Source organism: Streptomyces glaucosporus, assembly GCF_039533345.1.
Lineage (GTDB): Bacteria > Actinomycetota > Actinomycetes > Streptomycetales > Streptomycetaceae > Streptomyces > Streptomyces glaucosporus.
This window is the reverse complement of record NZ_BAAATJ010000001.1, coordinates 138,141-160,942: the sequence shown is the minus strand read 5'-3', so window position 1 is coordinate 160,942 and position 22,802 is coordinate 138,141. Positions and strand designations below refer to the sequence as shown.

General features: G+C 73.0%; 23 protein-coding genes and 1 tRNA gene. 15 read left to right on the top strand and 9 right to left on the bottom strand.

Annotation, left to right across the window (positions count from 1 at the left end; all coding sequences use genetic code 11):
* Positions 1–21: 21 nt before the first annotated feature.
* The 3 genes from ABD358_RS00695 to ABD358_RS00685 form a co-directional block, all read right to left on the bottom strand.
* Complete coding sequence (locus ABD358_RS00695) at positions 22–1,191, bottom strand: zinc-dependent alcohol dehydrogenase (protein WP_344628786.1); 1,170 nt, start codon at positions 1,189–1,191, stop codon at positions 22–24.
* The gene (locus ABD358_RS00690) at positions 1,188–1,661 is read right to left on the bottom strand and encodes a hypothetical protein (RefSeq protein WP_344628785.1); all 474 of its coding nucleotides are present in this window, start codon (positions 1,659–1,661) and stop codon (positions 1,188–1,190) included. The genes ABD358_RS00695 and ABD358_RS00690 overlap by 4 nt, the downstream gene beginning before the upstream one ends.
* Positions 1,662–1,969: 308 nt before the next feature.
* Complete coding sequence (locus ABD358_RS00685) at positions 1,970–2,239, bottom strand: WGxxGxxG family protein (protein ID WP_344628784.1); 270 nt, start codon at positions 2,237–2,239, stop codon at positions 1,970–1,972.
* A gap of 473 nt (positions 2,240–2,712) precedes the next feature.
* On the opposite strand from ABD358_RS00685, the gene ABD358_RS00680 reads away from it, so the two are divergent.
* From ABD358_RS00680 to ABD358_RS00645, 8 genes are all read left to right on the top strand, one after another.
* Positions 2,713–3,984: an aspartate kinase gene (locus ABD358_RS00680; protein WP_344628783.1), complete on the top strand. Its 1,272-nt coding sequence runs from the start codon at positions 2,713–2,715 to the stop codon at positions 3,982–3,984.
* Positions 3,981–5,081, top strand: coding sequence for an aspartate-semialdehyde dehydrogenase (locus ABD358_RS00675; protein WP_344628782.1), 1,101 nt, complete (start codon positions 3,981–3,983; stop codon positions 5,079–5,081). Before ABD358_RS00680 ends, ABD358_RS00675 begins: the two co-directional genes overlap by 4 nt.
* Before the next feature lie 460 nt (positions 5,082–5,541).
* Entirely contained in the window at positions 5,542–6,117 is a 576-nt protein-coding gene (locus ABD358_RS00670; protein ID WP_344628781.1) for a SigE family RNA polymerase sigma factor, read from the top strand.
* Positions 6,114–7,343 carry a hypothetical protein gene (locus tag ABD358_RS00665; RefSeq protein WP_344628780.1) on the top strand — a complete coding sequence of 410 codons (1,230 nt, stop codon included), beginning with the start codon at positions 6,114–6,116 and terminating at the stop codon, positions 7,341–7,343. Before ABD358_RS00670 ends, ABD358_RS00665 begins: the two co-directional genes overlap by 4 nt.
* A gap of 144 nt (positions 7,344–7,487) precedes the next feature.
* Positions 7,488–8,354 carry an SURF1 family protein gene (locus tag ABD358_RS00660; protein WP_344628779.1) on the top strand — a complete coding sequence of 289 codons (867 nt, stop codon included), beginning with the start codon at positions 7,488–7,490 and terminating at the stop codon, positions 8,352–8,354.
* 143 nt (positions 8,355–8,497) lie between these two features.
* Positions 8,498–9,112, top strand: coding sequence for a hypothetical protein (locus ABD358_RS00655; protein WP_344628778.1), 615 nt, complete (start codon positions 8,498–8,500; stop codon positions 9,110–9,112).
* Positions 9,113–9,200: 88 nt separating this feature from the next.
* Complete coding sequence (locus tag ABD358_RS00650; protein WP_344628777.1) at positions 9,201–9,740, top strand: SigE family RNA polymerase sigma factor; 540 nt, start codon at positions 9,201–9,203, stop codon at positions 9,738–9,740.
* A gap of 59 nt (positions 9,741–9,799) precedes the next feature.
* Positions 9,800–10,531 (top strand): hypothetical protein, encoded by a 732-nt coding sequence (locus ABD358_RS00645; protein WP_344628776.1) that lies wholly within the window; start codon positions 9,800–9,802, stop codon positions 10,529–10,531.
* 366 nt (positions 10,532–10,897) lie between these two features.
* Here ABD358_RS00645 and ABD358_RS00640 read toward each other — a convergent pair.
* Both ABD358_RS00640 and ABD358_RS00635 read right to left on the bottom strand, forming a co-directional pair.
* Positions 10,898–10,971 (bottom strand) — tRNA-Pro (locus tag ABD358_RS00640).
* A gap of 85 nt (positions 10,972–11,056) precedes the next feature.
* Positions 11,057–11,998, bottom strand: coding sequence for a metallophosphoesterase (locus ABD358_RS00635; RefSeq protein WP_344628775.1), 942 nt, complete (start codon positions 11,996–11,998; stop codon positions 11,057–11,059).
* Between the two features lie 95 nt (positions 11,999–12,093).
* Between ABD358_RS00635 and ABD358_RS00630 the strand changes: the two genes are divergently transcribed.
* Positions 12,094–12,558 carry a GatB/YqeY domain-containing protein gene (locus ABD358_RS00630; protein WP_344628774.1) on the top strand — a complete coding sequence of 155 codons (465 nt, stop codon included), beginning with the start codon at positions 12,094–12,096 and terminating at the stop codon, positions 12,556–12,558.
* A gap of 91 nt (positions 12,559–12,649) precedes the next feature.
* Here ABD358_RS00630 and ABD358_RS00625 read toward each other — a convergent pair whose 3' ends face one another.
* The gene (locus tag ABD358_RS00625) at positions 12,650–15,043 is read right to left on the bottom strand and encodes a transglycosylase domain-containing protein (RefSeq protein WP_344628773.1); all 2,394 of its coding nucleotides are present in this window, start codon (positions 15,041–15,043) and stop codon (positions 12,650–12,652) included.
* 395 nt (positions 15,044–15,438) lie between these two features.
* Between ABD358_RS00625 and ABD358_RS00620 the strand changes: the two genes are divergently transcribed.
* Positions 15,439–15,798, top strand: coding sequence for a WhiB family transcriptional regulator (locus ABD358_RS00620; protein WP_344628772.1), 360 nt, complete (start codon positions 15,439–15,441; stop codon positions 15,796–15,798).
* A gap of 238 nt (positions 15,799–16,036) precedes the next feature.
* On the opposite strand, the gene bagB is transcribed toward ABD358_RS00620, so the two are convergent.
* Positions 16,037–17,380 (bottom strand): ATPase BagB, encoded by a 1,344-nt coding sequence (gene bagB, locus ABD358_RS00615; RefSeq protein WP_425576203.1) that lies wholly within the window; start codon positions 17,378–17,380, stop codon positions 16,037–16,039.
* Positions 17,377–18,354, bottom strand: coding sequence for an ATPase BagA (gene bagA / locus ABD358_RS00610; RefSeq protein WP_344628771.1), 978 nt, complete (start codon positions 18,352–18,354; stop codon positions 17,377–17,379). The genes bagB and bagA overlap by 4 nt, the downstream gene beginning before the upstream one ends.
* 114 nt (positions 18,355–18,468) lie before the next feature.
* On the opposite strand from bagA, the gene sp36 reads away from it, so the two are divergent.
* The 4 genes from sp36 (at position 18,469) to ABD358_RS00590 (ending at position 20,988) form a co-directional block, all read left to right on the top strand.
* Positions 18,469–18,624 (top strand): Sp36 family protein, encoded by a 156-nt coding sequence (sp36, locus tag ABD358_RS00605; RefSeq protein ID WP_344628770.1) that lies wholly within the window; start codon positions 18,469–18,471, stop codon positions 18,622–18,624.
* Positions 18,621–19,085, top strand: a complete 465-nt coding sequence (locus ABD358_RS00600; protein WP_344628769.1) for a RidA family protein — start codon at positions 18,621–18,623, stop codon at positions 19,083–19,085. The genes sp36 and ABD358_RS00600 overlap by 4 nt, the downstream gene beginning before the upstream one ends.
* A gap of 101 nt (positions 19,086–19,186) precedes the next feature.
* Positions 19,187–20,161, top strand: a complete 975-nt coding sequence (locus tag ABD358_RS00595; RefSeq protein WP_344628768.1) for an NUDIX hydrolase — start codon at positions 19,187–19,189, stop codon at positions 20,159–20,161.
* Positions 20,158–20,988 carry an MBL fold metallo-hydrolase gene (locus ABD358_RS00590; protein WP_344628767.1) on the top strand — a complete coding sequence of 277 codons (831 nt, stop codon included), beginning with the start codon at positions 20,158–20,160 and terminating at the stop codon, positions 20,986–20,988. The genes ABD358_RS00595 and ABD358_RS00590 overlap by 4 nt, the downstream gene beginning before the upstream one ends.
* A 50-nt stretch (positions 20,989–21,038) precedes the next feature.
* On the opposite strand, the gene ABD358_RS00585 is transcribed toward ABD358_RS00590, so the two are convergent.
* Positions 21,039–21,713, bottom strand: a complete 675-nt coding sequence (locus ABD358_RS00585) for a Crp/Fnr family transcriptional regulator (protein ID WP_031509240.1) — start codon at positions 21,711–21,713, stop codon at positions 21,039–21,041.
* 262 nt (positions 21,714–21,975) lie between these two features.
* Between ABD358_RS00585 and nth the strand changes: the two genes are divergently transcribed.
* Positions 21,976–22,800, top strand: a complete 825-nt coding sequence (nth, locus tag ABD358_RS00580) for an endonuclease III (RefSeq protein ID WP_344629043.1) — start codon at positions 21,976–21,978, stop codon at positions 22,798–22,800.
* Positions 22,801–22,802: the final 2 nt, after the last annotated feature.

The following is a 22,802-nucleotide window of genomic DNA, read 5'->3' as shown; positions in this document are numbered from 1 at the left end:
GTCCTGGCGCCCGAAGGGGCGCTACGGACGGAAGACCGCCCGCACGCAGCCGTCCTTCTTGTGCTTGAACATGTCGTAGCCCTGGGGCGCGTCGTCCAGGGACATGGTGTGGGTGGCCAGGTGGGCGGTGCTGATCTCGCCCTTCGCGATGCGGTCCAGCAGCATCGGGATGTACCGCTGGCCGTGCTGCTGGGCGCCGCGCAGGGTCAGGCCCTTGTTGACCACCATGCCCAGCGGGAACTTGTCGACCGCTCCGCCGAAGACGCCCAGGACGAAGACCGAACCGCCCTTGCGGCAGGCGTGGATGGCCTGGCGCACGGCGGTGGGACGGTCCGTCTGGAGCCGGAGCTGCTGCTTGACCTGGTCGTACAGGTAGTCCGGTCCGGTGCTGTGGGCCTCCATGCCGACGGCCTCGATGCACACGTCGGGACCCCGGCCCCCGGTGCGCTCCCGCAGTTCGGCGGCGACGTCGGTGGTGGTGTAGTCGATCACCTCGGCGCCGATGTGCTCCTCGGTCATCGCCAGCCGCTCGGGGATGCGGTCCACGCAGATGACGCGCTCGGCGCCCAGCAGGATCGCCGCCCGCGCCGCCATCTGCCCGACCGCGCCGCACCCCCACACCGCCACCACGTCGCCGGGCTTCACCCCGCCCAGGTCGGCGCCCATCCAGCCGGTGGGGACGGAGTCGGAGGCGAACAGCGCGCTGACGTCGTCCACGCCCTCGGGGACGGTGAAGGCCCCGTAGTCGGCGAAGGGCACGCGGACGTACTCGGCGTGGCTGCCGCGGATGCCGCCCATGGCGTGCGAGTAGCCGAAGATCCCCGCGGTCTCGTAGCCGAACAGCGCCTGGCCGAAACCGGGATTGGTGTTGGTGTTGTCGCACAGCGACCACAGGTCGTTCCGGCAGTACCAGCAGCGGCCGCAGCCGATGAAGGAGCTCACCACGACCCGGTCGCCGGCCTTGTGGCGGCGGACTCCCGAACCGACCTCGACGACCTCGCCGACGAACTCGTGTCCGATCACGTCCCCGGCCTTCATCGCCGGAATGTAACCGCCGATCAGATGGAGGTCGGAACCGCAGGTGGTGCCCGCCAGCAGCCGCACGACGACGTCCTGGTCGTTGCGGATCTCCGGGTCGGGGATCTGCTCGACGGACAGCTTGTTGACGCCCTCCCAGCACACGGCCCTCACAGCACGCCCTCCCCTCCGGCGCGCCGGGACGCCAGCCCGACGAGCCTGCCGCCGACGGTCTCCTCCCGCGAGGTGGGCGGCGCGTCGGGCTGCATCACCTCGCCGGTCTCCAGCAGGGACTTGGCCTCGCGCAGGGCACGCCGCACCTCCTGGCGCGGGTCCTTGCCGGCCAGCCGGGACGGCAGGGAGGTCTCGGTCGGCGAGACGCCCCCGCGCAACCGAGCCGCCAGCTCGGTGCCGCGGTCGCCGGGGGCGGGCCGCACGGTGATCTCCAGGGCGTCGCCGAACTCGTCCAGGGGCCGCGGAGGCCTGCCCTCGGGCAGCACGTCCGTCGGCGGACAGTTGACGGTGACCGCCATCCACCGCTCGCCGCTCCGCGCGTCCGACGGCGGGGAGGCGAGCTTGCGCAGGGCCGCGGCACCGGCCCCGGCACCCGCGAGGACCAGCGCCGTGCGCGCCGCGTGTTTCATCGCATTCCTGCCTCTCGTCACTCTCTGACGCTTTTGAGGTGTTCGCTGTACCCGCGGCAGGGCACGGCCATGCGCCCGTCGTCCGGTGCGGTCGGCGGGCACGCGCTCGTTCGTGCGGGTGATGGGTGATGGGTGAGGGGGCCGGCCGGCGGTGCGGCGGGGCCGGTGCTCACGGGAGCGGCGGCGGGGCCGGGTGCGTGCCCCGGGCCCGTCCGCGTCCCCGGTGGGCGGCACTCCGTCCACCGGCGGTGGTCCGGCCAGGAACCGGTTCCGGGCCGGACCGGCGGGACGCGTGGCGGGACCGCGGCTCACATCCTGCCGCCCCCCGACTGGTAGCCGGCGGTGTGGCGCTCCTTCTGCTTCCGGGGAATCAGGCCGAGCAGACCGAGGAGCCCGAGCAGGCCCCACAGCCCGCCGTTGCCGCCGCCTTCGTCCTCCTGGTTCTCCTGGGCGAGGGTCGCCGTCGCCGCCGGTACGGGCGAGGCGGCCGAGTCGGCCGGGGACTGGGCCACCGCCGACGTCGCCGGGGCGAGGGCGAGGACGACGGCTGCCGCTGTGGCTGTGACGATCTTGCGCATGTGTCCTGTGCCTTCCTGCTGGTTTCTCCGACGGTTCCCGACCCGTTCCTCCGGCGGACGGGGCCCGGCCGGAGGCCGGTGAGCGCAGTGGCGCCGCCACCGCGGGCACCCGAACGGCCTCGGGTCCCACCGTCCATCGACGCACGCGCCCCCACGGGCGTCCACCGGAGGCGGCGCACCCGCCTCCGTTCGGGTGACGGGGAAACGGTGCGCGGCCGTCCGTGCGCGGAGAGCCTCCTTCCGCCGCCGTCCGCGCGGGAGGTGTGACCTGCCCGACACTTCCGTGTGAAGGGCGTACGACCGGGCAGGGGTCGTCGCTGAGCCGGTGCGACGGGGCGCTGCGCCACACTGCCCGTGAGAAAGGTGTCTCACGATGTGGTAAGGGCGGGGTCGGGAAGGCCTGCTCGTTAGACTGAACTGACCGGTGGGTTCCCGGACGGGGCCCGCGGAAGACGAAAGTTCGAGGAGCGCACGTGGGCCTTGTCGTGCAGAAGTACGGCGGCTCCTCCGTTGCCGATGCCGAGGGCATCAAGCGCGTCGCCAAGCGAGTCGTCGAAGCCAAGAAGAACGGCCACCAGGTGGTCGTCGTGGTTTCCGCGATGGGCGACACGACGGACGAGCTGATCGACCTCGCGGGAGAGGTGTCCCCGATCGCGTCGGGGCGCGAGTTCGACATGCTGCTGACCGCCGGAGAGCGGATCTCCATGGCCCTGCTGGCGATGGCGATCAAAGCCCTGGGCCACGAGGCGCAGTCGTTCACCGGCAGCCAGGCCGGCGTCATCACCGACTCCGTCCACAACAGGGCCCGCATCATCGACGTCACGCCGGGCCGGATCCAGACCGCGCTGGACGAGGGCAACATCGCCATCGTCGCCGGCTTCCAGGGCGTCTCGCAGGACAAGAAGGACATCACCACCCTGGGCCGGGGAGGCTCGGACACCACCGCGGTGGCGCTGGCCGCCGCGCTGAACGCCGAGGTCTGCGAGATCTACACCGACGTGGACGGCGTCTTCACCGCCGACCCGCGGGTCGTGAAGAAGGCCCGCAAGATCGACTGGATCTCGTTCGAGGACATGCTGGAACTGGCCAGCTCCGGTTCCAAGGTGCTGCTGCACCGCTGCGTCGAGTACGCACGCCGTTACAACATCCCGATCCACGTCCGCTCGTCCTTCTCCGGGCTGCGGGGCACGTGGGTCAGCAACGAACCGCAAGGGGACCAGCCGATGGAGCAGGCGATCATCTCGGGCGTCGCGCACGACACGTCCCAGGCCAAGATCACGGTCGTCGGGGTGCCGGACAAGCCGGGCGAGGCCGCGAAGATCTTCCGTGTGCTCGCGGACGCCGAGCTGAACATCGACATGGTGGTGCAGAACGTCTCCGCGGCGTCCACCGGTCTGACCGACATCTCCTTCACCCTCCCCAAGGACGACGGGCGCGGCGCCATCGAGGCCCTGGAGAAGACCAAGGGCTCCATCGGTTTCGACTCCCTGCGCTACGACGACCAGATCGCCAAGATCTCGCTGGTCGGCGCGGGAATGAAGACCAACCCGGGCGTCACCGCGACCTTCTTCGAGGCGCTGTCGGGCGCCGGGGTCAACATCGAGCTGATCTCCACCTCCGAGATCCGCATCTCGGTCGTGACCCGCAAGGACGACGTCAACGAGGCGGTCCGGGCCGTGCACACCGCGTTCGGCCTGGACAGCGAGAGCGACGAGGCGGTCGTCTACGGAGGCACCGGGCGATGAGCCCCGGCGGGGGTCTCCCCCGTACCGGCGCCGGCCGCGCCGACCGGCCCACGCTGGCCGTCGTCGGCGCGACCGGCGCCGCCGGAGCCGTGCTGCTGGGGCTGCTCTCCGAGCGCGCGGACGTCTGGGGCGAGATCCGCCTCGCCGCCTCGCCGCGCTCGGCGGGCCGCAAACTGACCGTGCGCGGCGAGAAGACCGAGGTCCTGGCCCTGGACGAGGAGGTCTTCGACGGGGCCGACGTCGCCGTGTTCCACGTGCCCGACGAGGTCTCGGCCCGGTGGGCGCCCGTGGCGGTGTCCAAGGGCGCGGTGGTGGTGGACGGCTCCGCCGCGTTCCGGACGGACCCGGACGTCCCGCTGGTGGTGCCCGAGGTGAACGCCCACGCCGCACGGGTCCGTCCGCGCGGCATCGTCGCGGGCCCCGGCTGCACCGCCCTGCCGATGATCGTCGCGCTGGGCGCCCTCCACGCGGAGTGGGGGCTGGAGGAGCTGGTCGTCGCCTCCTACCAGGCCGCCTCCGCCTCCGGCAGGCGGGGCGTGGGCACCCTGCGCGAGCAGCTCGCCGCCGTCGCCGGCACCGAGGCGGGCATCCAGCCCGGCGACCTGAGGCGGACGGTGGGCGACACCGGCCCCTACCCGGCGCCCATCGCGCTCAACGTGGTGCCCTTCGCCGGGACGCCGGCGGAGGACGGCTGGACGACGGAGGAGCTGAGGGTCCGCGAGGAGTCGCGGAAGGTCCTGGGCCTGCCGCGCCTGCGCGTCACCGCCACCTGCGTCCACGTCCCCGTGATCACCACCCACTCGCTGGCCGTGCACGCCCGCTTCGAGAACGAGGTCTCGGTGGAGAAGGCGCACGAGATCCTGGCGAACGCGCCGGGCGTGGTGGTGTGCGACGACCCGGCCGCCGGGGAGTTCCCCACCCCCGCCGACGCCGTCGGGACCGATCCGGCCTGGGTGGGGAGGATCAGGCGCTCGCTGGACGACCCGCGGGAACTGGAGCTGTTCGTGTGCGGCGACAACCTGCGCAAGGGCGCCGCGCTCAACACCGCGCAGATCGGCGAGCTGATCGCCGCCGAACTCACCGCGAACCGGCCCTGAACCGCCTCCGCTCCTGAACCGCCTCCGCGCCGGACGGGCACGGAAGAGGGACAGGACCGGCCGGACCCGGGAGCGAACGGGGCGAACCACCGCAAAGCATCCGCCCCGAGGGGGAACGCCGCAGGTCGCTCACGCATCGTGAAGGACTTGTGATGAAGTCGGTCCCCGTAATCCCTTGATCCCGGCCGAACTCCTGCGTGAGGATTTTGCCTCCGCGTGTCCCGGAACCAAGACCCGGGCGCTGGCGTCTCTTTTCCACTGCCGGAGCTCGATGACGCCCACACGGCGGCGCAGAGGAAGAGGTGGTACGCATGTGGCCCTTCGGCACGTCGTCAAGAACGATGGCCCGCGCGTACAACCCTGACGGGGGGCAGCGTGTCCAACAGGCGTGGCAGAGGCACTCGGAATCGCGACAGCGCCCGTACGGGCACCCGGGCGTGGCGGCACGCCGGACAGAGGTGTGCCGGTGATCGCCCCCTGGTCGGCGTCCCGGCAGGCATCGATCCCCGCGCAGCCGAGGGACGCTGACGACGCCATGGCAGCGGGCACCACAGTCGACCACCTCACCGAGACCTACCGCGCCCACTACCGTTCCCTGCTCGGACTCGCCGCCCTGCTGCTCGACGACACCGCCTCCTGCGAGGACGTCGTCCAGGAGGCGTTCATCCGTGTGCACTCGGCGCGCAGCCGCGTGCGGGAACCCGAGAAGACGCTGGCGTACCTGCGGCAGACCGTCGTCAACCTCTCCCGCTCCACGCTGCGCCGGCGCATCCTCGGGCTCAAGCTGCTCTCCAAGCCGATGCCCGACATGGCCAGCGCGGAGGAGGGCGCGTACGCGCGCATCGAGCAGGACGAGCTGAAGAGGGCGCTGCGCAAGCTCCAGCGCCGCCAGCGCGAGGTACTCGTCCTGCGGTACTTCGCGGACATGACCGAGGCCCAGGTGGCCGAGGCGCTCGGCATATCGCTGGGTTCGGTGAAGGCCTACGGTTCGCGGGGCATCGCGGCCCTGCGCGTCGCCATGGAGGCACCCGTATGAGCGGCGACAGGCAGAACGAGGAACGGCGCGACCCGCACGGCGACCGCGACCCGCACGGCGACCGCGGGGCGGACACGCCCGGGCGCGAGCCGGCCGAGCGGGACGACCCCGAAGGGGATACCGGTCCGGACCCGCTGGGCGTGGACGAGCAGGCCCTGCGGCTGCTGATGCGCGACGTGGTGCGGGAGGTCGAGCCGTCCCCCGACGCCCTCGACCGCCTCCACCGGGCCGTGCCCGCCCGCCGCGCCCGCCGCCGGCAGATGCGGATCGGCGCGGTCGCGGCAGCCCTGGTCGTCGGCATCGCCACTCCCGTCCTGACACAGAGCGACGTGGTCTCCCGGGTCCTGGACGGCGACACCGCCAACACCGCCAGCAGCCACCACGAGAGGGCGACCGAGGGCGGCGGCGACGGCTCCGGCGCCGCCGGCCGCGAATCAGGCCGGCGGTCCGGGGAGGACGGCGGCGCGAACGGCCCGGAGAAGCCCCGGGACTCCTCCGGGACCGACCGCCCGGCCGGCCCCGACGCCAACGACACCCTCGGCCCCACCTCGCCCAGCTGCCTGCGCTCCCAGCTCGGCGACGGCGGTTCCCAGGTGGGCCCCGCCGACGCCGGCGGCCAGGTGTACGGATCGTTCCGGATCGTCAACGTCTCGGACGCCCCCTGCCGCGTCGAGGGCCCCGACACGGTCAGCGCGACCACCTCGGGCGGAGCCGACCCCTCCGGCGTCAGCGTCGTCCACCACACCCCCGGGGACAGGGCGTCCCTGCTGCCCGACCCGGCGACCGAACCCGCCTCGATCATCCTGGCGCCGGGACAGGCGTACGTGGTGCGGTTCGCCTGGGTGCCGAGCGAGGGGGGCGGCACCACCGGGTGCCGGGCGCCCGACCCGGTCACGACCCCCGGCACCGGCGGCGACACCACCACCGGCGGAGGCGGCGACACCCCCGGCACCGGCGGTGACGGCGGCGCCGGCGGAGGCGGCGACACCGGGGGAGGCGGCGGCAGCCCCAGCAGCGGCGAGGACGGCGACACCGTGCCGGAACCCGGCAACGAGGTCAGCCCCCAGCTCGGGTACGACACCCCCGGCGGCACGGGCGGCACCGCCTCGCCCGCGGTGATCCTCCGCTACGTACCGGCGGCCGGGGAGCCCCGGCTGGGCAACGTCCAGATCGCGAACGCCTGCGCGGGGACGGTGTACCGCACCGGCCCCCTCCCGTCCGAGTGATCCGGCCGGCGCGGCCCCGGCGCGTCCCGCCCGGCAGAGGGCCGGGACGCCCGGGGCCGGCCGGACGGAACGGCCGGGGGCCGGACGCACCGGGTGGAGGGGGCGAGTGGGACGGGCCCGGGGCGCCGCCGTACCGTTGAGGGCGTGTACCGGTTCCTGCTGACCCCGCGCTGGTGGGCGATCAACCTCTTCCTGCTGCTGTCGATTCCCGTCTGCGTCTTCATGGGGAGCTGGCAGCTCGGCCGCTTCGAGGACCGCGTGGACTCGCACCAGGACCGGCGGGAACGCACCGTCGACGGGATCTCGGACGCCGAGACCCGGCCCCTGGACGACCTGCTGCCCCTCACCGAGGACACCGTCGGGGAACCGGCCCGGGCCACCGGCCGCTACGACGACCACGAGTTCCTGGTGCCGGGGCGCGGCATCGGCGACCGCGACGGCTTCTACGTCCTGTCCATGCTGCGCATCGACGGCGACCCGGCCCTCCCCGTCGTCCGCGGCTGGCTGCCCGGGAAGGCGGACCCCTCCCGGGTGCCCGAGGCGCCGGACGGCGAGGTGACCGTGACCGGCGTGCTCCAGGCGCCCGAGAGCCAGAGCTCCCAGGGCGCCCGCGCCGGAGCCCTGCCGGACGGGCAGCTCGGCATCATCAGCGCGGCCACCCTCGTCAACGAGGTGCCCTACGACGTCCACAACGTGTGGATCGCCGTCCAGGAGCCGCAGGAGCCGATGGAGGCGGTGCCGCCGACCACGCCGGAGGGCTCCGGGCTGGACGTCAAGGCCTTCCAGAACCTGGGCTACACCGCCCAGTGGTTCGTCTTCGCCGGCTTCGCGCTCTTCATGTGGTACCGGCTGTTCCGCCGCGAGGTGGAGATCGCCCGCGACCTCGCCCTCGGCATCGAACCGGACCCCGCCCCGGCCCCCGACGCCCCCGGAACCTCCGGAGTCCCCGGCATCTCCGGCCCGGAGGCGTCCCCGGAGACCCCGGAGACCGCGGAGAAGACCGCCCGCTGATTTCTCCGGCGGCCGGACATAGATCCCGCCGCCTCCTCCCGTCTGAGTCGTGACAGCGAAAGGGGCCACCGGGCGCCGCCCGGACCGGCCCCGGCCGACGGCGTGCGACCGCGCACGCCACGACGCGGAGGACACAGAGACACATGGGCAAGCAGCGGCTCGCCGCGGCCTTGATCGCCGCCGCCGTGCTGACGGGACTGGGAAGCACCGCCGCCCTCGCACGGGGGCAGGCCGGGGACCGGGGTCCGGAGCGCACGGCCGTCACCGTCCACGAGGACCGGAGCCACGCCGCTCCGGCCGAGGCCGCCACGGCGCCCGGCGTGCGGGTGGTGCGGCCGTACGAGCCGGTGGAGATCGGCCAGGGCGCGCTGCTGGGGCTGCTGCCGGAGGGGCGGCAGAACTACGTCGTCGACTGGAGCCCGGAGGGCTTCCGGGAATCCGTCCGGCGGGCGAAGGGGTACGTCGGGGACGACATCCGTCCCAACAGCCTCAGCGGCGGCCTCCACTACTCGCCGGAGCGCGGCAGCCTGTTCACCGGCGCCTGGCGCTCGGACACCGTGCCCGCCCGGATCACCGTCCGGACCGCCGACGGCACCTTCGACGCCGGGATCCTCCGCCTGCCCGGCAACCCCGGCTGGGGCGCCTACCACCTGGACGCGGGCCGCACGGACGCCCGGAAGGCCCCCGTCACCGTCACCGCCTACGCGCCCGACGGAACCGTCATCGACGACCTGGTGATGGACTTCCCCACCCGGTAGACCCACCCACCCCGACCACGGACGCACGCTGCCGCGCCGGGCGCCGAGCCCGGCGCGGCGGCGGACCCACGGCGAACCGAGGCCCCGTTTGAAGACGAGCGCGGAGGCGGACTTCCGCGAGTACGTGACCGGCCGGTGGCCGCGCATGCTCCGGACCGCGTACCTCCTCACCGGCAACCACCACGACGCCGAGGACTTGGTGCAGGCCGCCCTGGCCAAGGCCTACACCAGATGGGAGCGTGTGCAGCGTGCCGACGATCCGGACGCCTACGTCTGGCGCATCATGATCAACTCGAATGTGGACCGGCTCCGCGGCCTGCGGGTCCGGGAGTGGCCGACCACCCGCTTCCCGGACTCGCAGGCCGCCGACCGGACGGACCAGGTCGTCGACCGCAGCCTGCTGCTGGAGGCCCTCGGACGCCTCCCCGCACGGCAGCGGGCGGTGGTGGTCCTGCGCTTCCTGGAGGACCGCAGCGAGAGCGAGGTCGCGAAGGTGCTCGGCACCCGGGTGGGCACGGTCAGGAGCCACACGGCCCGGGCCCTGGCGAAGCTGCGCCGCGACGGCGCCGTCCTGGGACTGGGGGACGGCAGGACGCCTGCCCCGTCCGGAGCGGGGGCACGGCGGTGAACGGGCACCGGTCGCGGAACGCGAGGGGCGCACGAGCGGGACGGGAGGGGACGGCGCCGATGGACCACGAGACCGGCCGGCCGGCGGAGACCGCCCGCCTGGCGGAGGCCCTGCGACGGGAGGCCGACGCCCTGCGTCCGGGCCCGCCGCCCGTGGACGCCGTCCTGCGTGAAGGGCGGCGCAGGAGACGGCAGCGCCACCGGGCCCTGGCGGGCACGGCGGCCGCGGCCGTCCTGGGCTGCCTCGCCGGCGCCCTGCTCCTGCCGTCCGGCCCGCCCGCCGGACCCGCCGCGCCCCCGGCGGCGTCCACCGTGTCCCCGGCGCCCTCGCCCCCGCCCGCACCCGTGCCGGGCGTACGGGTGGTGCGGCCGTACGAGCCGGTGGAGATCGGCCAGGGCGCGCTGCTGGGGCTGCTGCCGGAGGGGCGGCAGAACTACGTCGTCGACTGGAGCCCGGAGGGCTTCCGGGAATCCGTCCGGCAAGCCAGGAAGGCCGTCGGCGACGGCATCCGTCCCAACAGCCTCAGCGGCGGCATCAGCTTCTCCCCGGACCGCGGCGTGCTCTACACCGGCGCCTGGCGCACCGACACCGAACCGGCACGGATCACGGTGACCGCGGCCGGCCGCACCTGGGAGGCGGGCCTGGTGAGCCTGCCGGACGACCCGGGCTGGGGCGTGTACCACGTGGACGCGGGCCGCCTCGGCCCCGACGAGACCTCGGCCACGGTCACCGTGTACGGCCCCGACGGCACGGTCCTCGCCCGCCTCGACACCACGTCCCCGGCACCCTGACCCGCCCTCTCCCCGGCCGCACACGGGGACGGCCGGGGAGAGGGCACCCCCACGAGAACCCCGCCGCACCCGACTTGACGTCCGCACCCGGCAGAACGCTGCCGGAGGACGGCTGTTCGGCTCGCGGGGACCGCAGCTCACGCGCCGGACGGAAGGCAACCCGCCCGACCCGCGGCGCGGTTGGGCGCGCACTCCGGCGAGGCGGGCACGGGATCCGCGCCGTCCACACCCGGGCACACCCGGCCCGGGCACCCGCCCGGGCCGGGCGCTCCGCGGCACGGCGGTACCGCCGACCGCCGCCGCTCCACCGGGCATCGGAAAACCAGATGCCCTGCCGGATCTCTCCGGCAGGGCATCTGACCTGCGTCGGGGTGGCGGGATTTGAACCCACGACCTCTTCGTCCCGAACGAAGCGCGCTGCCAAGCTGCGCCACACCCCGTTGCAACGAGGACTACTTTAGCCCACGCCCGCGCTGAGACGAAATCCGGTTTCCCCGGTGCGGCAGGGGGTGGCGGGCCCCGGGGTCAGGGACGTTCGATCAGGGTGAGGAGGGTGGCCTCCGGGGGGCAGGCGAAGCGGAACGGCGTGTAGCGGTTGGCGCCGCAGCCCGCGGAGACGTGGAGGTAGGAGCGGCGGCCCTCCGCCTGGTGGAAGGACAGGCCCCGGGCGCGGTCGGTGTCCAGGTCGCAGTTGGTGACCAGGGCGCCGTAGAAGGGCACGCGGAGCTGGCCGCCGTGGGTGTGGCCGGCCAGGATGAGCGGGTAGCCGTCGGCGGTGAAGGCGTCCAGGACCCGCAGGTAGGGGGCGTGGACCACGGCGAGGGAGAGGTCCGCGCCGGGCTCGGGGCCGCCGGCCACCTCCTCGTAGCGGTCGCGCTTGATGTGCGGGTCGTCCAGACCGGTGAGGGCGATCTCCCGGCCGTTGTCGAGCTTGAGGCGGCCGCGCGTGTTGGACAGGCCGATCCAGCCCGCGGCGTCGAAGGTGTCGCGCATGCCCTCCCACGGGTTGTGAACGGCGCCGACGGCCGGCGGGTTGCCGTTGAGTCCGTGGCGGCCGGTGGCCTTCTCCACCAGGTAGCGGGCGGGGTTGCGCAGCCGGGGGCCGTAGTAGTCGTTGGAGCCGAAGACGTACGCGCCGGGGTACTCCATCAGCGGGCCGAGTGCGTCCAGGAGCTCGGGGACGGCCTCCGGATCGGAGAGGTTGTCGCCGGTGTTGATCACGAAGTCGGGGCGGAGCCCGGCCAGCGACTGGAGCCAGCGCTGCTTCTTGCGCTGGCCGCCGACCATGTGGATGTCGGACACCTGGAGCAGCCGCAGCGGCCTCATCCCGTGCGGCAGGACGGGGACGGTGACGCGCCGGAGGCGGAACGAGCGGGCCTCGATGCCCGCCGAGTAGGCGACGCAGGCCGCGCCTACCGCCGTGATGCCGAGGGGAATCCTGAGGGAGAGCGGGTATCGCGCAAGCATGGGGACATGGTCGCAGATGCCCCGGCGGCCCGCGGACGGGACGGCGGCCCGCAATCCAGTGGGCGTTCGGCCGTACGTCCTGGCACACTTCGGGCATGACCACGCTCAAGACCCGGCTCAAGGACGACCTCACCGCGGCGATCAAGGCGCGCGACGAGCTGCGCTCCTCCACCCTCCGCCTCACGCTGACCGCGATCCAGAAGGAGGAGGTGGCGGGCGAGACCGCCCGCGAGCTGTCCGATGCGGAGGTCGAGCAGATCATCGCCCGTGAGGCCAAGAAGCGGCGGGAGGCGGCGGACGCCTTCGCCAAGGGCGGGCGTGCCGAGCAGGCCGAGCGGGAGAAGGCCGAGGGCGAGGTGCTCGCCGAGTACCTGCCCCAGCAGCTCACCGACGAGGAGCTGGACGTGCTGGTGGCCGAGGCCGTGGCGGAGGCGAAGGCCGCAGGCGCCGAGGGGCCCAAGGCCATGGGCGCCGTGATGAAGATCGTGAACCCGAAGGTGGCGGGCCGGGCGGAGGGCAGCCGGGTGGCCGCCGCCGTCAAGAGGCGCCTGGCGGGCTGACCGCGGCACGCGAGAACGGGGAAGGGGTGCCCGGCCGGCGATCGGCGGGGCACCCCTTCGGTGCTTTCGCGGTGTCCTCGGATCCGTCCGGCTACCTCGGACCCCAGCCGCCGTCCTGGCCCTCGGTGCGCCAGCCGCCGTTGGCGTTCCCCCCGTTGGGGAGCCCTCCGGCGGTGGCGCCGACGGTGTCCCCTCCGGTGGCGGTGCCTCCGGTCGAGGTGCCAGCGGCCGAGGTGCCGCCGGTGTCCCCGCCTGTGGCGGTGCCTCCGGTGTCCCCGTCGCCGCCTCCGCTGATCAGGCCGGGCGGGACGGTGATGTCCGGCAGGCCCGGCAGGCGGAACCCGGGCCGGCCGTCGCCCGGCTTGTCGTCGTCGCCGTCACCGCCGCGGTCCCGGTCCTTGCCCTCGCCGCTGTCGCCGCGCGGCACCTGGACGTCGTTGAAGGACTCGGCCGGCTCGCCCGCCAGGGCCCCGGTCATCGCCGTCCTCCAGATGGGGCCGGGCAGGCAGCCGCCGCAGACCTTGTCGTAGTACCGGCCGCCGATGGTGAGGTTGTACATCTCGGACTGCTCGCCGATGTCGTCGCCGACCCACACGGCGGTGGAGAGGTTCGGGGTGTAACCGACGAACCAGGCGTCCTTGCGGCCGTCCGTCGTACCGGTCTTGCCCGCGTTGTCGCGGTCGGAGAGACCGGCCCGCGTGCCGGTGCCGTCCTCGACCACGCCCTTGAGCATCTTGTTGATGCTGTCCGCGGTGTGCTCCTTCATCACCCGGTCGCAGGTGGTGCGGGGCACCGGCAGCCGCTTGCCGTCGGCGTCCGTGACCTTCTCGATCGCGACCGGGGAGCAGTAGGTGCCGCGGTTGGCGAAGGTGGCGTACGCGGCGGCCATGTCCAGGGGGCTGATGTTCTGGCCGCCCAGGAAGATGGCGGGCTTCCGCTCCAGCGGCTGGCCGGTGCCGCGTTCGATGCCCATCTTCTCCGCCAGGGTCACGACGTCGCACAGGCCGGCCTTCTGCCCCAGGTGGACGAAGTAGGTGTTGATCGACTTCCCGAGCGCGCTGGTCATGTCCCAGGTGCCGGCCTCGGACTCCAGCTCGTTCTGGACGGACCACTCGCCGCTGCCGTAGGGCTTGCCCTCACAGGTGGTGAAGTCGCTCTCCTTGAACGGGGTCTTCCAGCCGCTGGAGTAGGAGTGCGCGGGGCTGATGCCCTTCTCCAGGGCGGCGGCGGCCGTGATCGGCTTGAAGGTGGAGCCGACCTGGAAGCCGTAGGTGCTGCCGCCCATCTCGCTGCCGACCGCCAGGTTGATGAGCGTCTCGTTCTTGTTGTTGTCCAGGCCGTAGGGGCGGCTCTGGGCCATCGAGAGGATCTTCCCGGTGCCGGGCTCCACCTGGACCACGGAGGCGGCCACCGGGTCGTCCTTGTAGACCCTGCTGGTGGCGGCCTCGGCGGCGGCCTTCTGCGCCTTGGGCGAGAGGGTGGTGCGGATCGTCAGACCGCCCTGCTTCCAGCGCTCCCTGCGCTCCTCCTCGGTCTTGCCGAAGACCGGGTCGGTCAGGAGGATCCGGCGGACGTAATCGCAGAAGAAGCCCGCCTTGTCGGTGGCGGTGATGCAGCCGCTCCTGGGGCGGCTGACCTTGAGGCCCAGCTCCTGCTTCTTGGCCGCCGCGACGTCCTCCTTCGAGGCTGCTCCCGTCTCGGCCATCCGGTTGAGCACGACGTTGCGGCGCTTGACGGCCCGGTCGGGGTAGTTGACCGGGTCGTAGTAGGTGGGGGACTGGACGAGGCCGGCGAGGAGGGCGGCCTCGTGGAGCTCCAGGTCGGCGGCGTTCTTGGAGAAGTAGCGCCGTGCCGCGGCCTCGATTCCGTAGGCCTGCTGCCCGAAGAACGTGATGTTGAGGTAGTTCTCCAGGATCTGGTCCTTGCTCAGCTCCTCCTCGACCTTGATCGCGTACTTCAGTTCCTGGATCTTGCGGCCGAGGGTCTGCTGGGTGGCCTCGGCGACCTTCTTCTGGTCGTCGCCGGCCTGCTCCACGAAGACGTTCTTGACGTACTGCTGGGTGAGGGTGGACCCGCCCTCGGCGACCTCGCCCTGCTGGGCGTTCTTGTTGAGGGCGCGCAGCACGCTCTTGAGGTCGATCGCCCCGTGCTCGTAGAACCGCGAGTCCTCGATGGCGACGATGGCCTTCCGCATGACCGGGGCCATCTTCTCCAGCGGCACCACCGTGCGGTCGCGGTAGTAGTCGGTGGCGATCAGATTGCCCTCGGAGTCGAGGATCCGGTTCTTCTGGCTCAGCGGGGGACGCTTGAAGTCGATGGGTATCTCGTCGAAGCTCTCGACCGTCCCCTTGGCGGCGAGGCCGAGGCCCCCGGCGACGGGCAGCGCGAGGCCCGCCAGCACGGCTCCCGCGAGCACGCTGACGCCGAGGAACTTGGCGGCTTGTTGGGGCCCGGTCAGCCCGCCACCCGAGCGCTTGTTAGCCATACAGGCAGCCTACGTTCTCAATCGCCGGACAGGTGAGCATGTGTTCGCCTACGCTGTATCACGTCTGACATGGCTGTGCGGTTCCTTGTCAACTCTCAGATCACTCCATTGGGTGTTGAGATGTGACCGAATTGCAACCTTGTGTCAGGAAACTTCCTTCCAAGGGATATTGAACGGCGGGCGAAAACATCGCTTGCGAGAAGTAAGTCCGTTTCGTTCCCGGGTCACTCCGTTGGGTGATCTGTGGCTTACCCATAGTCCGTTCGGGCCATTTGAGATTGGGCCCGTCGGGGGTGTTGTGCCCTGCTCGCCTTCCGTAACGTCCTGCACTGGCAGCGGTGAATATGCCGTTGCCGCCGTGGGGGAGCCTCGATTCGGGAGAGGACGGCGCCGGCATGAGCTGGGTAACCGACTGGAGTGCGCAGGCGGCCTGCCGCACTACCGATCCGGATGAACTGTTCGTACAAGGGGCGGCCCAGAACCGCGCCAAGGCGGTCTGCACCGGATGCCCGGTGCGTACGGAGTGCCTGGCCGACGCCCTCGACAACCGCGTGGAGTTCGGCGTCTGGGGCGGCATGACCGAGCGGGAGCGGAGGGCGCTGCTGCGCCGCCGACCGACGGTCACCTCCTGGCGGCGGCTCCTGGAGACCGCACGCACCGAGTACGAGCGCAGCGCGGGTCTGCTGCCCGCGGAGGTCGACGGACGGCGGTACGAGGTCCGCCGGTACAAGGGCGACTACGCCGCGGCGGGCTGACCCCGGACCGACTCGCGGCCCGGCCCGCGGCCGGCCCGCCGAGGAGCGGGACCCGGTACGGCGGCGTCGGCACCGACCGGTACGCCGTCGGCCGTGCCGCCGGTGCACCGTGACGGCCGCGTCATCCGGCCGTCGGGTCCGTACGGTCGTGCCGCCGCGTCCGGACGTGTGCTCGGAGTTGCTCGGAGCCTGACGTGTGCTCGGGCGCGACGCCCGCCGTGTCAGGGCGCGCGTCCGCTCATTCGCGCTCGCGCGCGGGCTGCGTCGCGAGCCGTTCACCGATCGCCCGCAACCCCTCCAGGTCGTGGACGTCACCGGGCAGCGCGGCGACCTCCGCCACCGGCACCTCGGGGTGCAGCGCGGCGAAGCGGTCCAGCGTGCGCCGTTCACGGGCGAGCACGTGCATGCGTTCGGCGTGCAGCCTCAGCAGCCCGGAGGCCAGCCGCTCGGCCGTCGTGGGGGAGCCGTTCACGGAGCCTTCGCGGAGTTCCTCGGGAAAGTCCTCGGGGGAGGCGCCGGCGGGGGAGCCGTCGTCGGAGGCGGACCGCGAAGTGCGTCCTCCACCACCCTTCCCGGTGTGATGATCGACAATGCCCTCGTCTTCAAGATTCTCCGCGGCGGCCAGCGCCCGCTCCGCGCCGAGGTGGGCGGCCTCGCTGCCGTGCATCCGGTTCAGCACCAGGCCGGCCAGCGGCATCCGGTCCGCGGCCAGCCGCTCGACGAAGTACGCCGCCTCGCGCAGCGCGTCCCGCTCCGGCGCCGCCACCACCAGGAACGCCGTACCCGGGGCCTGGAGCAGCCGGTACGTGGCGTCGGCGCGGGCGCGGAAACCGCCGAACATCGTGTCCATCGCCGCCACGAACGTCTGCATGTCGCGGAGCAGCCCCGTGCCCAGCAGCTTGTTGAGCAGACCGGTGAAGAGCGAGAGTCCGGAGACCCCCAGGTTCACGAACTTCAGCCCCGCCCGGCCGCCGACCTTCGCGGGGGCCGTCAGCAGCCTGATGAACCTGCCGTCCAGGAACGACCCCAGGCGCTTGGGCGCGTCCAGGAAGTCCAGCGCGGACCTGCTCGGCGGGGTGTCGACGACGATGAGGTCCCACTCGTCCTCGGCGCGGAGCTGGCCCAGCTTCTCCATCGCCATGTACTCCTGCGTCCCCGCGAACCCCGCCGACAGCGACTGGTAGAAGGGGTTCTCCAGGATGGCGCGGGCCCGCTGGGGATCGGCGTGGGACTCGACGATCTCGTCGAAGGTCCGCTTCATGTCCAGCATCATCGCGTGGAGTTCGCCGCCCGCCGCCTCGCCGACGCCCTCCACCCGGCGCGGCGTGTTGTCCAGCTCGGTCAGGCCCATCGACTGGGCCAGCCGGCGCGCCGGGTCGATGGTGAGGACGACCACCTTCCGGCCGCGCTCGGCCGCCCGCACACCCAGGGCCGCGGCCGTCGTCGTCTTGCCGACGCCGCCCGCGCCGCAGCAGACCACGATCCGGGTCCCGGGGTCGTCGATCAGCGGATCGACGTCCAGCACCGGCAGCTCGCCGAGCCCCCCTCCCGGGTCGGCCGTCCGCACCGTCCGCGCCGTCACTCCGCCACCCCCTGTTCCCGCAGCTCCCCGGCCAGCCGGTAGACGCCCGGCAGGTCGGCGCCCTCGGGCAGGAGCTCCAACTCGTACACGGGCAGTCCCAGCCCGGCTATCTCCGCGCGCAACTCGTCCTCCAGCGCCACCCGCTCGGCATGCTCATGGGCCTGGCGGAGCAGCGGACCGACGAGCTGCTCCGCGCGTCCGCCGCGCCGCGCGCCCCCCAGGCCCGCCCGGGAGAGCGCCTTGGCGATCTCGGTGCGGGACTCCTCGGCGGCCCGTACGGACTCCCGGTCCAGCAGCGCCGGGCGCGTCATGTTGACGAACACGCGGCCCACCGGCAGGTCCGCCGCGCGCAGTTCGGCGACGCCGTCCACGGTCTCCTGGACGGGCATCTCCTCCAGCAGGCTCACCAGGTGCACGGCGGTCTCGGGCGACTTGATGACCCGCATCACGGCCTGGGCCTGGTTGTGGATCGGACCGACCCGGGCCAGCCCGGCCACCTGGTCGTTGACGGCGAGGAAGCGCGTTATCCGGCCGGTGGGCGGCGCGTCCATGACGACCGCGTCGTAGACGAAGCCGCCGCTGCGGGTACGGCGGCGCACCGCCTCGCAGACCTTTCCGGTGAGCAGGACGTCGCGCACGCCCGGGGCGATGGTGGTGGCGAAGTCGATCGCCCCCATCCTCTTCAGGGCCCGCCCGGCGCCGCCCAGCTTGTAGAACATCTGCAGGTAGTCCAGCAGGGCCTTCTCGGCGTCGACGGCGAGCGCGTACACCTCGCCGCCGCCCGGTCCGACCGCGATCTTCCGTTCCTCGTACGGGAGGGGCTCGGTCTCGAAGAGCTGGGCGATGCCCTGCCTGCCCTCCACTTCCACCAGGAGGACGCGCCTGCCCTCCTCCGCCAGCGCGAGTGCGAGTGCGGCGGCGACCGTCGTCTTGCCGGTCCCGCCCTTGCCGGTCACCACATGGAGCCTGCTCACCCTTCGGAGCCTAACCACCGGCCGGGCGGGCTACGCCTGGGGATGGGCCATGGCGGTGCGGGAGGGGGCGGGGGAGGCCCCGGGGCGGTGGGGCGAGCGGCTAAGGTCACCCCCATGAGGAAATGGGAATACGCCACCGTGCCGCTGCTCGTGCACGCGACCAAGCAGATCCTGGACACCTGGGGCGAGGACGGCTGGGAACTGGTCCAGGTCGTGCCGGGACCGAACCCCGAACAGCTCGTGGCCTACCTCAAGCGGGAGAAGCAGTGAGCTCCGTCCAGGCGCGTCTGGAGGAGCTGGGCCTGACGCTGCCGGAGGTGGCCGCCCCGCTGGCGGCGTACGTCCCGGCCGTACGGTCCGGTTCCTACGTGCAGACCTCCGGCCAGCTGCCGCTGGTCGACGGCAAGCTGCCGGTGAGCGGGAAGGTCGGCGCCGAGGTGACGGCGGAGGAGGCCAAGGACCTCGCCCGGACCTGCGCGCTGAACGCCCTGGCGGCGGTGAAGTCCGTCGCCGGCGACCTGGACCGGATCGCCCGGATCGTCAAGGTCACCGGGTTCGTCGCCTCCGCTCCGGACTTCACCGGCCAGCCCGGGGTGATCAACGGCGCCAGCGAGCTGTTCGGCGAGGTCTTCGGCGACAAGGGCGTCCACGCCCGCAGCGCGGTGGGCGTCGCGGTGCTGCCGATCGACGCGCCGGTCGAGCTGGAGGTCCTGGTCGAGCTGGCGGACTGACCGGCGGACTGACCGGCGGACGGGGCGCCGGGCGTGCCGGACGGCTGTGATGTTCGAGATCAACCCTCGAACATCGCAGCTCGCGGCCGTACGATCCGGCCATGCCGTCAACGCCGCCGAGCTCCCCGTCCCAGCCGCCGCAGTCGTCCCAGCCGTCCCCGGCCGGGAACGGGCAGTGGTACCCGCCCGAGTGGCCCGATCGCATCCGCGCCCTGGCCGAGGGACGGCTCACGCCCGTGGAGCCCCGCCGGGCGGCGACCGTGATGCTGCTGAGGGACGCCGACGGCGGCCCGGCCGTCCACATGCTGCGCCGCCGCGCCTCCATGGCCTTCGCCGGGGGCGCGTACGCCTACCCGGGCGGCGGCGTCGATCCGCGCGACGAGAGCGACCGGCACCTGCCGGCCTGGGCCGGCCCGACGCGCGAGGAGTGGGCGCGGCGGCTCGGGGTGGACGAGCGGGTCGCGCAGGCCGTGGTGTGCGCGGCCGTGCGCGAGACCTTCGAGGAGGCGGGCGTCCTGCTGGCGGGCCCGGACCCGGACACCGTCGTCGCCGACACCACGGGCGAGGACTGGGAGGCGGACCGGGCGGCGCTGGTGGCCCGCGAGCTGTCCTTCGCCGACTTCCTCACCCGCCGCGAGCTGGTGCTCCGCAGCGACCTGCTGGGCGCCTGGGCCCGCTGGATCACCCCGGAGTTCGAGGCGCGACGCTACGACACCTGGTTCTTCGTCGCGGCCCTGCCCGAGGGACAGCGCACCCGCAACGCCTCCACCGAGGCGGACCGCACGGTGTGGATCCGCCCGGCGGACGCGGCCGCCGCCTACGACCGCGGTGAGCTGACGATGATGCCCCCGACCATCGCCACCCTGCGGCAGCTCCAGCCGTACCCGGACGCGTCCGCGGCCCTGGCCGCGTCCGCCGGACGCGACCTGACGCCCGTGCTGGCCCGGGCGACGCTGGAGGACGACGGGTCCGGCGGGCGACGGGTGGTCCTGAGCTGGCCGGGGCACGAGGAGTTCACCAAGCACGTGCCCGCGGGGAAGCGGGCCGCGGAAGAGGACGGGGGAGTCAGGGCATGACGGACGCAGCGGCCCTTCCCGGGCAGCCGCGCGGCGGCGCGATCGACGGCACGGGCACCGCCCGCGCGGTGTGCGTGCTCGCGCCGAACGCCTCGCCGATGACGCTGGACGGCACCAACACCTGGATCGTCGCCGAGCCGGACTCGTCCCTGGCGGTCGTCGTCGACCCCGGGCCGCTGGACGAGGGGCACCTGCGCAGGGTGATCGACACCGTGGAACGGGCGGGCAGGCGGGTGGCGCTGACGCTCCTGACCCACGGCCACGCCGACCACGCCGAGGGAGCCGCCCGCTTCGCGGAGCTGACCGGCACGGCCGTCCGGGCGCTCGATCCGGCGCTGCGGCTGGGGGACGAGGGCCTGTCGGCCGGGGACGTGGTCACCGCCGGGGGCCTGGAGCTGCGGGTGGTCCCGACGCCGGGGCACACCGCCGACTCGCTCAGCTTCCACCTGCCGGCCGACGCCGCGATCCTCACCGGCGACACCGTGCTGGGCCGCGGCACGACGATGGTCGCCCACCCCGACGGGCGGCTGGGCGACTACCTGGACTCGCTGCGGCGGCTGCGCTCACTGACCGTGGACGACGGCGTGCACACGGTGCTGCCGGGGCACGGGCCGGTGCTGGACGACGCGCAGGGGGCCGTCGAGTACTACCTGGCGCACCGCGCCAAGCGGCTCGCGCAGGTGGAGACGGCCGTCGAGAACGGCTACCGCACGGCCCCGGAGGTGGTGGCGCACGTCTACGCGGACGTGGACCGCACGCTGTGGCCCGCCGCCGAGCTGTCGGTGCGGGCGCAGCTGGAGTACCTGGAGGAGCACGGCCTGGTGTGACGGCGGCCGTGTGCCGAACGCGGGACGTCGGACGCCGGGCGCGGCGGGGCTCAGCGCGAGCGCTTCGCCAGGCGCTCCACGTCGAGGAGGATGACGGCGCGGGCCTCCAGACGGAGCCAGCCGCGGCTGGCGAAGTCGGCGAGGGCCTTGTTGACCGTCTCGCGGGATGCCCCGACGAGCTGGGCCAGCTCCTCCTGGGTGAGGTCGTGCACCACGTGGATGCCCTCCTCCGACTGCACGCCGAAGCGGCGCGACAGGTCCAGCAGCGCCTTGGCGACACGGCCGGGGACGTCGGAGAAGACCAGGTCGGACATCGAGTCGTTGGTGCGGCGCAGCCGCCGGGCGACGGCGCGCAGCAGCGCGGTGGCGACCTCGGGGCGGGCGTTCAGCCAGGGCTGGAGGTCGCCGTGGCCCAGGCCGAGGAGCTTGACCTCGGTCAGTGCCGTGGCCGTGGCGGTACGGGGGCCCGGGTCGAACAGGGACAGCTCGCCGATGAGCTCGCCGGGGCCGAGGACGGCCAGCATGTTCTCGCGGCCGTCGGGGGAGGCCCGGTGGAGCTTGACCTTGCCCTCGATCACCACGTAGAGCCGGTCGCCGGGCTCGCCCTCGTGGAAGAGGGCCTCGCCCCGGGCGAGGGTCACCTCTGTCATGGAGGCACGCAGTTCGGCAGCCTGCTCGTCGTCAAGCGCCGCGAAAAGCGGGGCGCGCCGCAGAACGTCGTCCACGAGTTCTCTCCTTGTCGACCTGCCCACGGGACTGTCGCCCCCCATGATGCCGGACGGTAAAACAGTGCGATCAATCACAAGTTTGACGCACCCGGGGCCCGACAGATGAGTCAGGGGGCCGATCGGGCCCCGAATCGGCGGTGAACGGGGCGAATGTCGGCGCTCCCCCGTACGCTGGCCGGGTGTCCGACACGCCGGTGAGGCCGGATGGAAAGGGGGCGTACGGGTGACGGTGTCCCGTGGCTCTTCCCGTGGTTCAGCTCTGGGCGAACAAGGGCCCGCCGAACAGGCCGCGGCGGCGAGAAGGACGAGAGGCGGCAAGCCGGAGTCCCGGCTCGCCATGGTCCGCCGCGCCCGGCGCATCAACCGCGAGCTGGCCGAGGTGTACTACTACGCCCACCCCGAACTGGACTTCGAGAACCCCTTCCAGCTGCTGGTGGCCACCGTCCTCTCCGCCCAGACCACCGACCTGCGGGTCAACCAGACCACCCCCGCCCTCTTCGCCGCCTACCCCACCCCCGAGGAGATGGCCGCGGCCGATCCCCAGCGGCTGGAGGAGCTGATCCGGCCCACCGGGTTCTTCCGCAACAAGGCCAGGTCGCTGCTCGGGCTCTCCGCGGCCCTGCGCGACCGCTTCGGCGGCGAGGTTCCGAACAGCCTGGAGGACCTGGTCTCCCTGCCCGGCGTCGGCCGGAAGACGGCCCACGTGGTGCTGGGCAACGCCTTCGGCAGGCCCGGCATCACGGTGGACACCCACTTCGGCCGGCTGGTGCGCCGCTGGAAGCTGACCGAGCAGACGGACCCGGAGAAGGTCGAGGCCGAGATCGCCGGGATCATCCCCAAGAGCGAGTGGACGATGTTCTCGCACCGGGTGATCTTCCACGGCCGCCGCATCTGCCACTCCCGCAAACCCGCCTGCGGCGCCTGCCCGATCGCCCACCTCTGCCCCTCCTACGGAGAGGGCGAGACGGACCCGGAGAAGGCGAGGAAACTGCTGAAGTACGAGATGGGGGGCGCGCCGGGCCAGCGGCTCAAGCCCCCGGCGGACTACCCCGGACAGCCCGCGCCGCCGCTGGGCGCGGAGTGAGG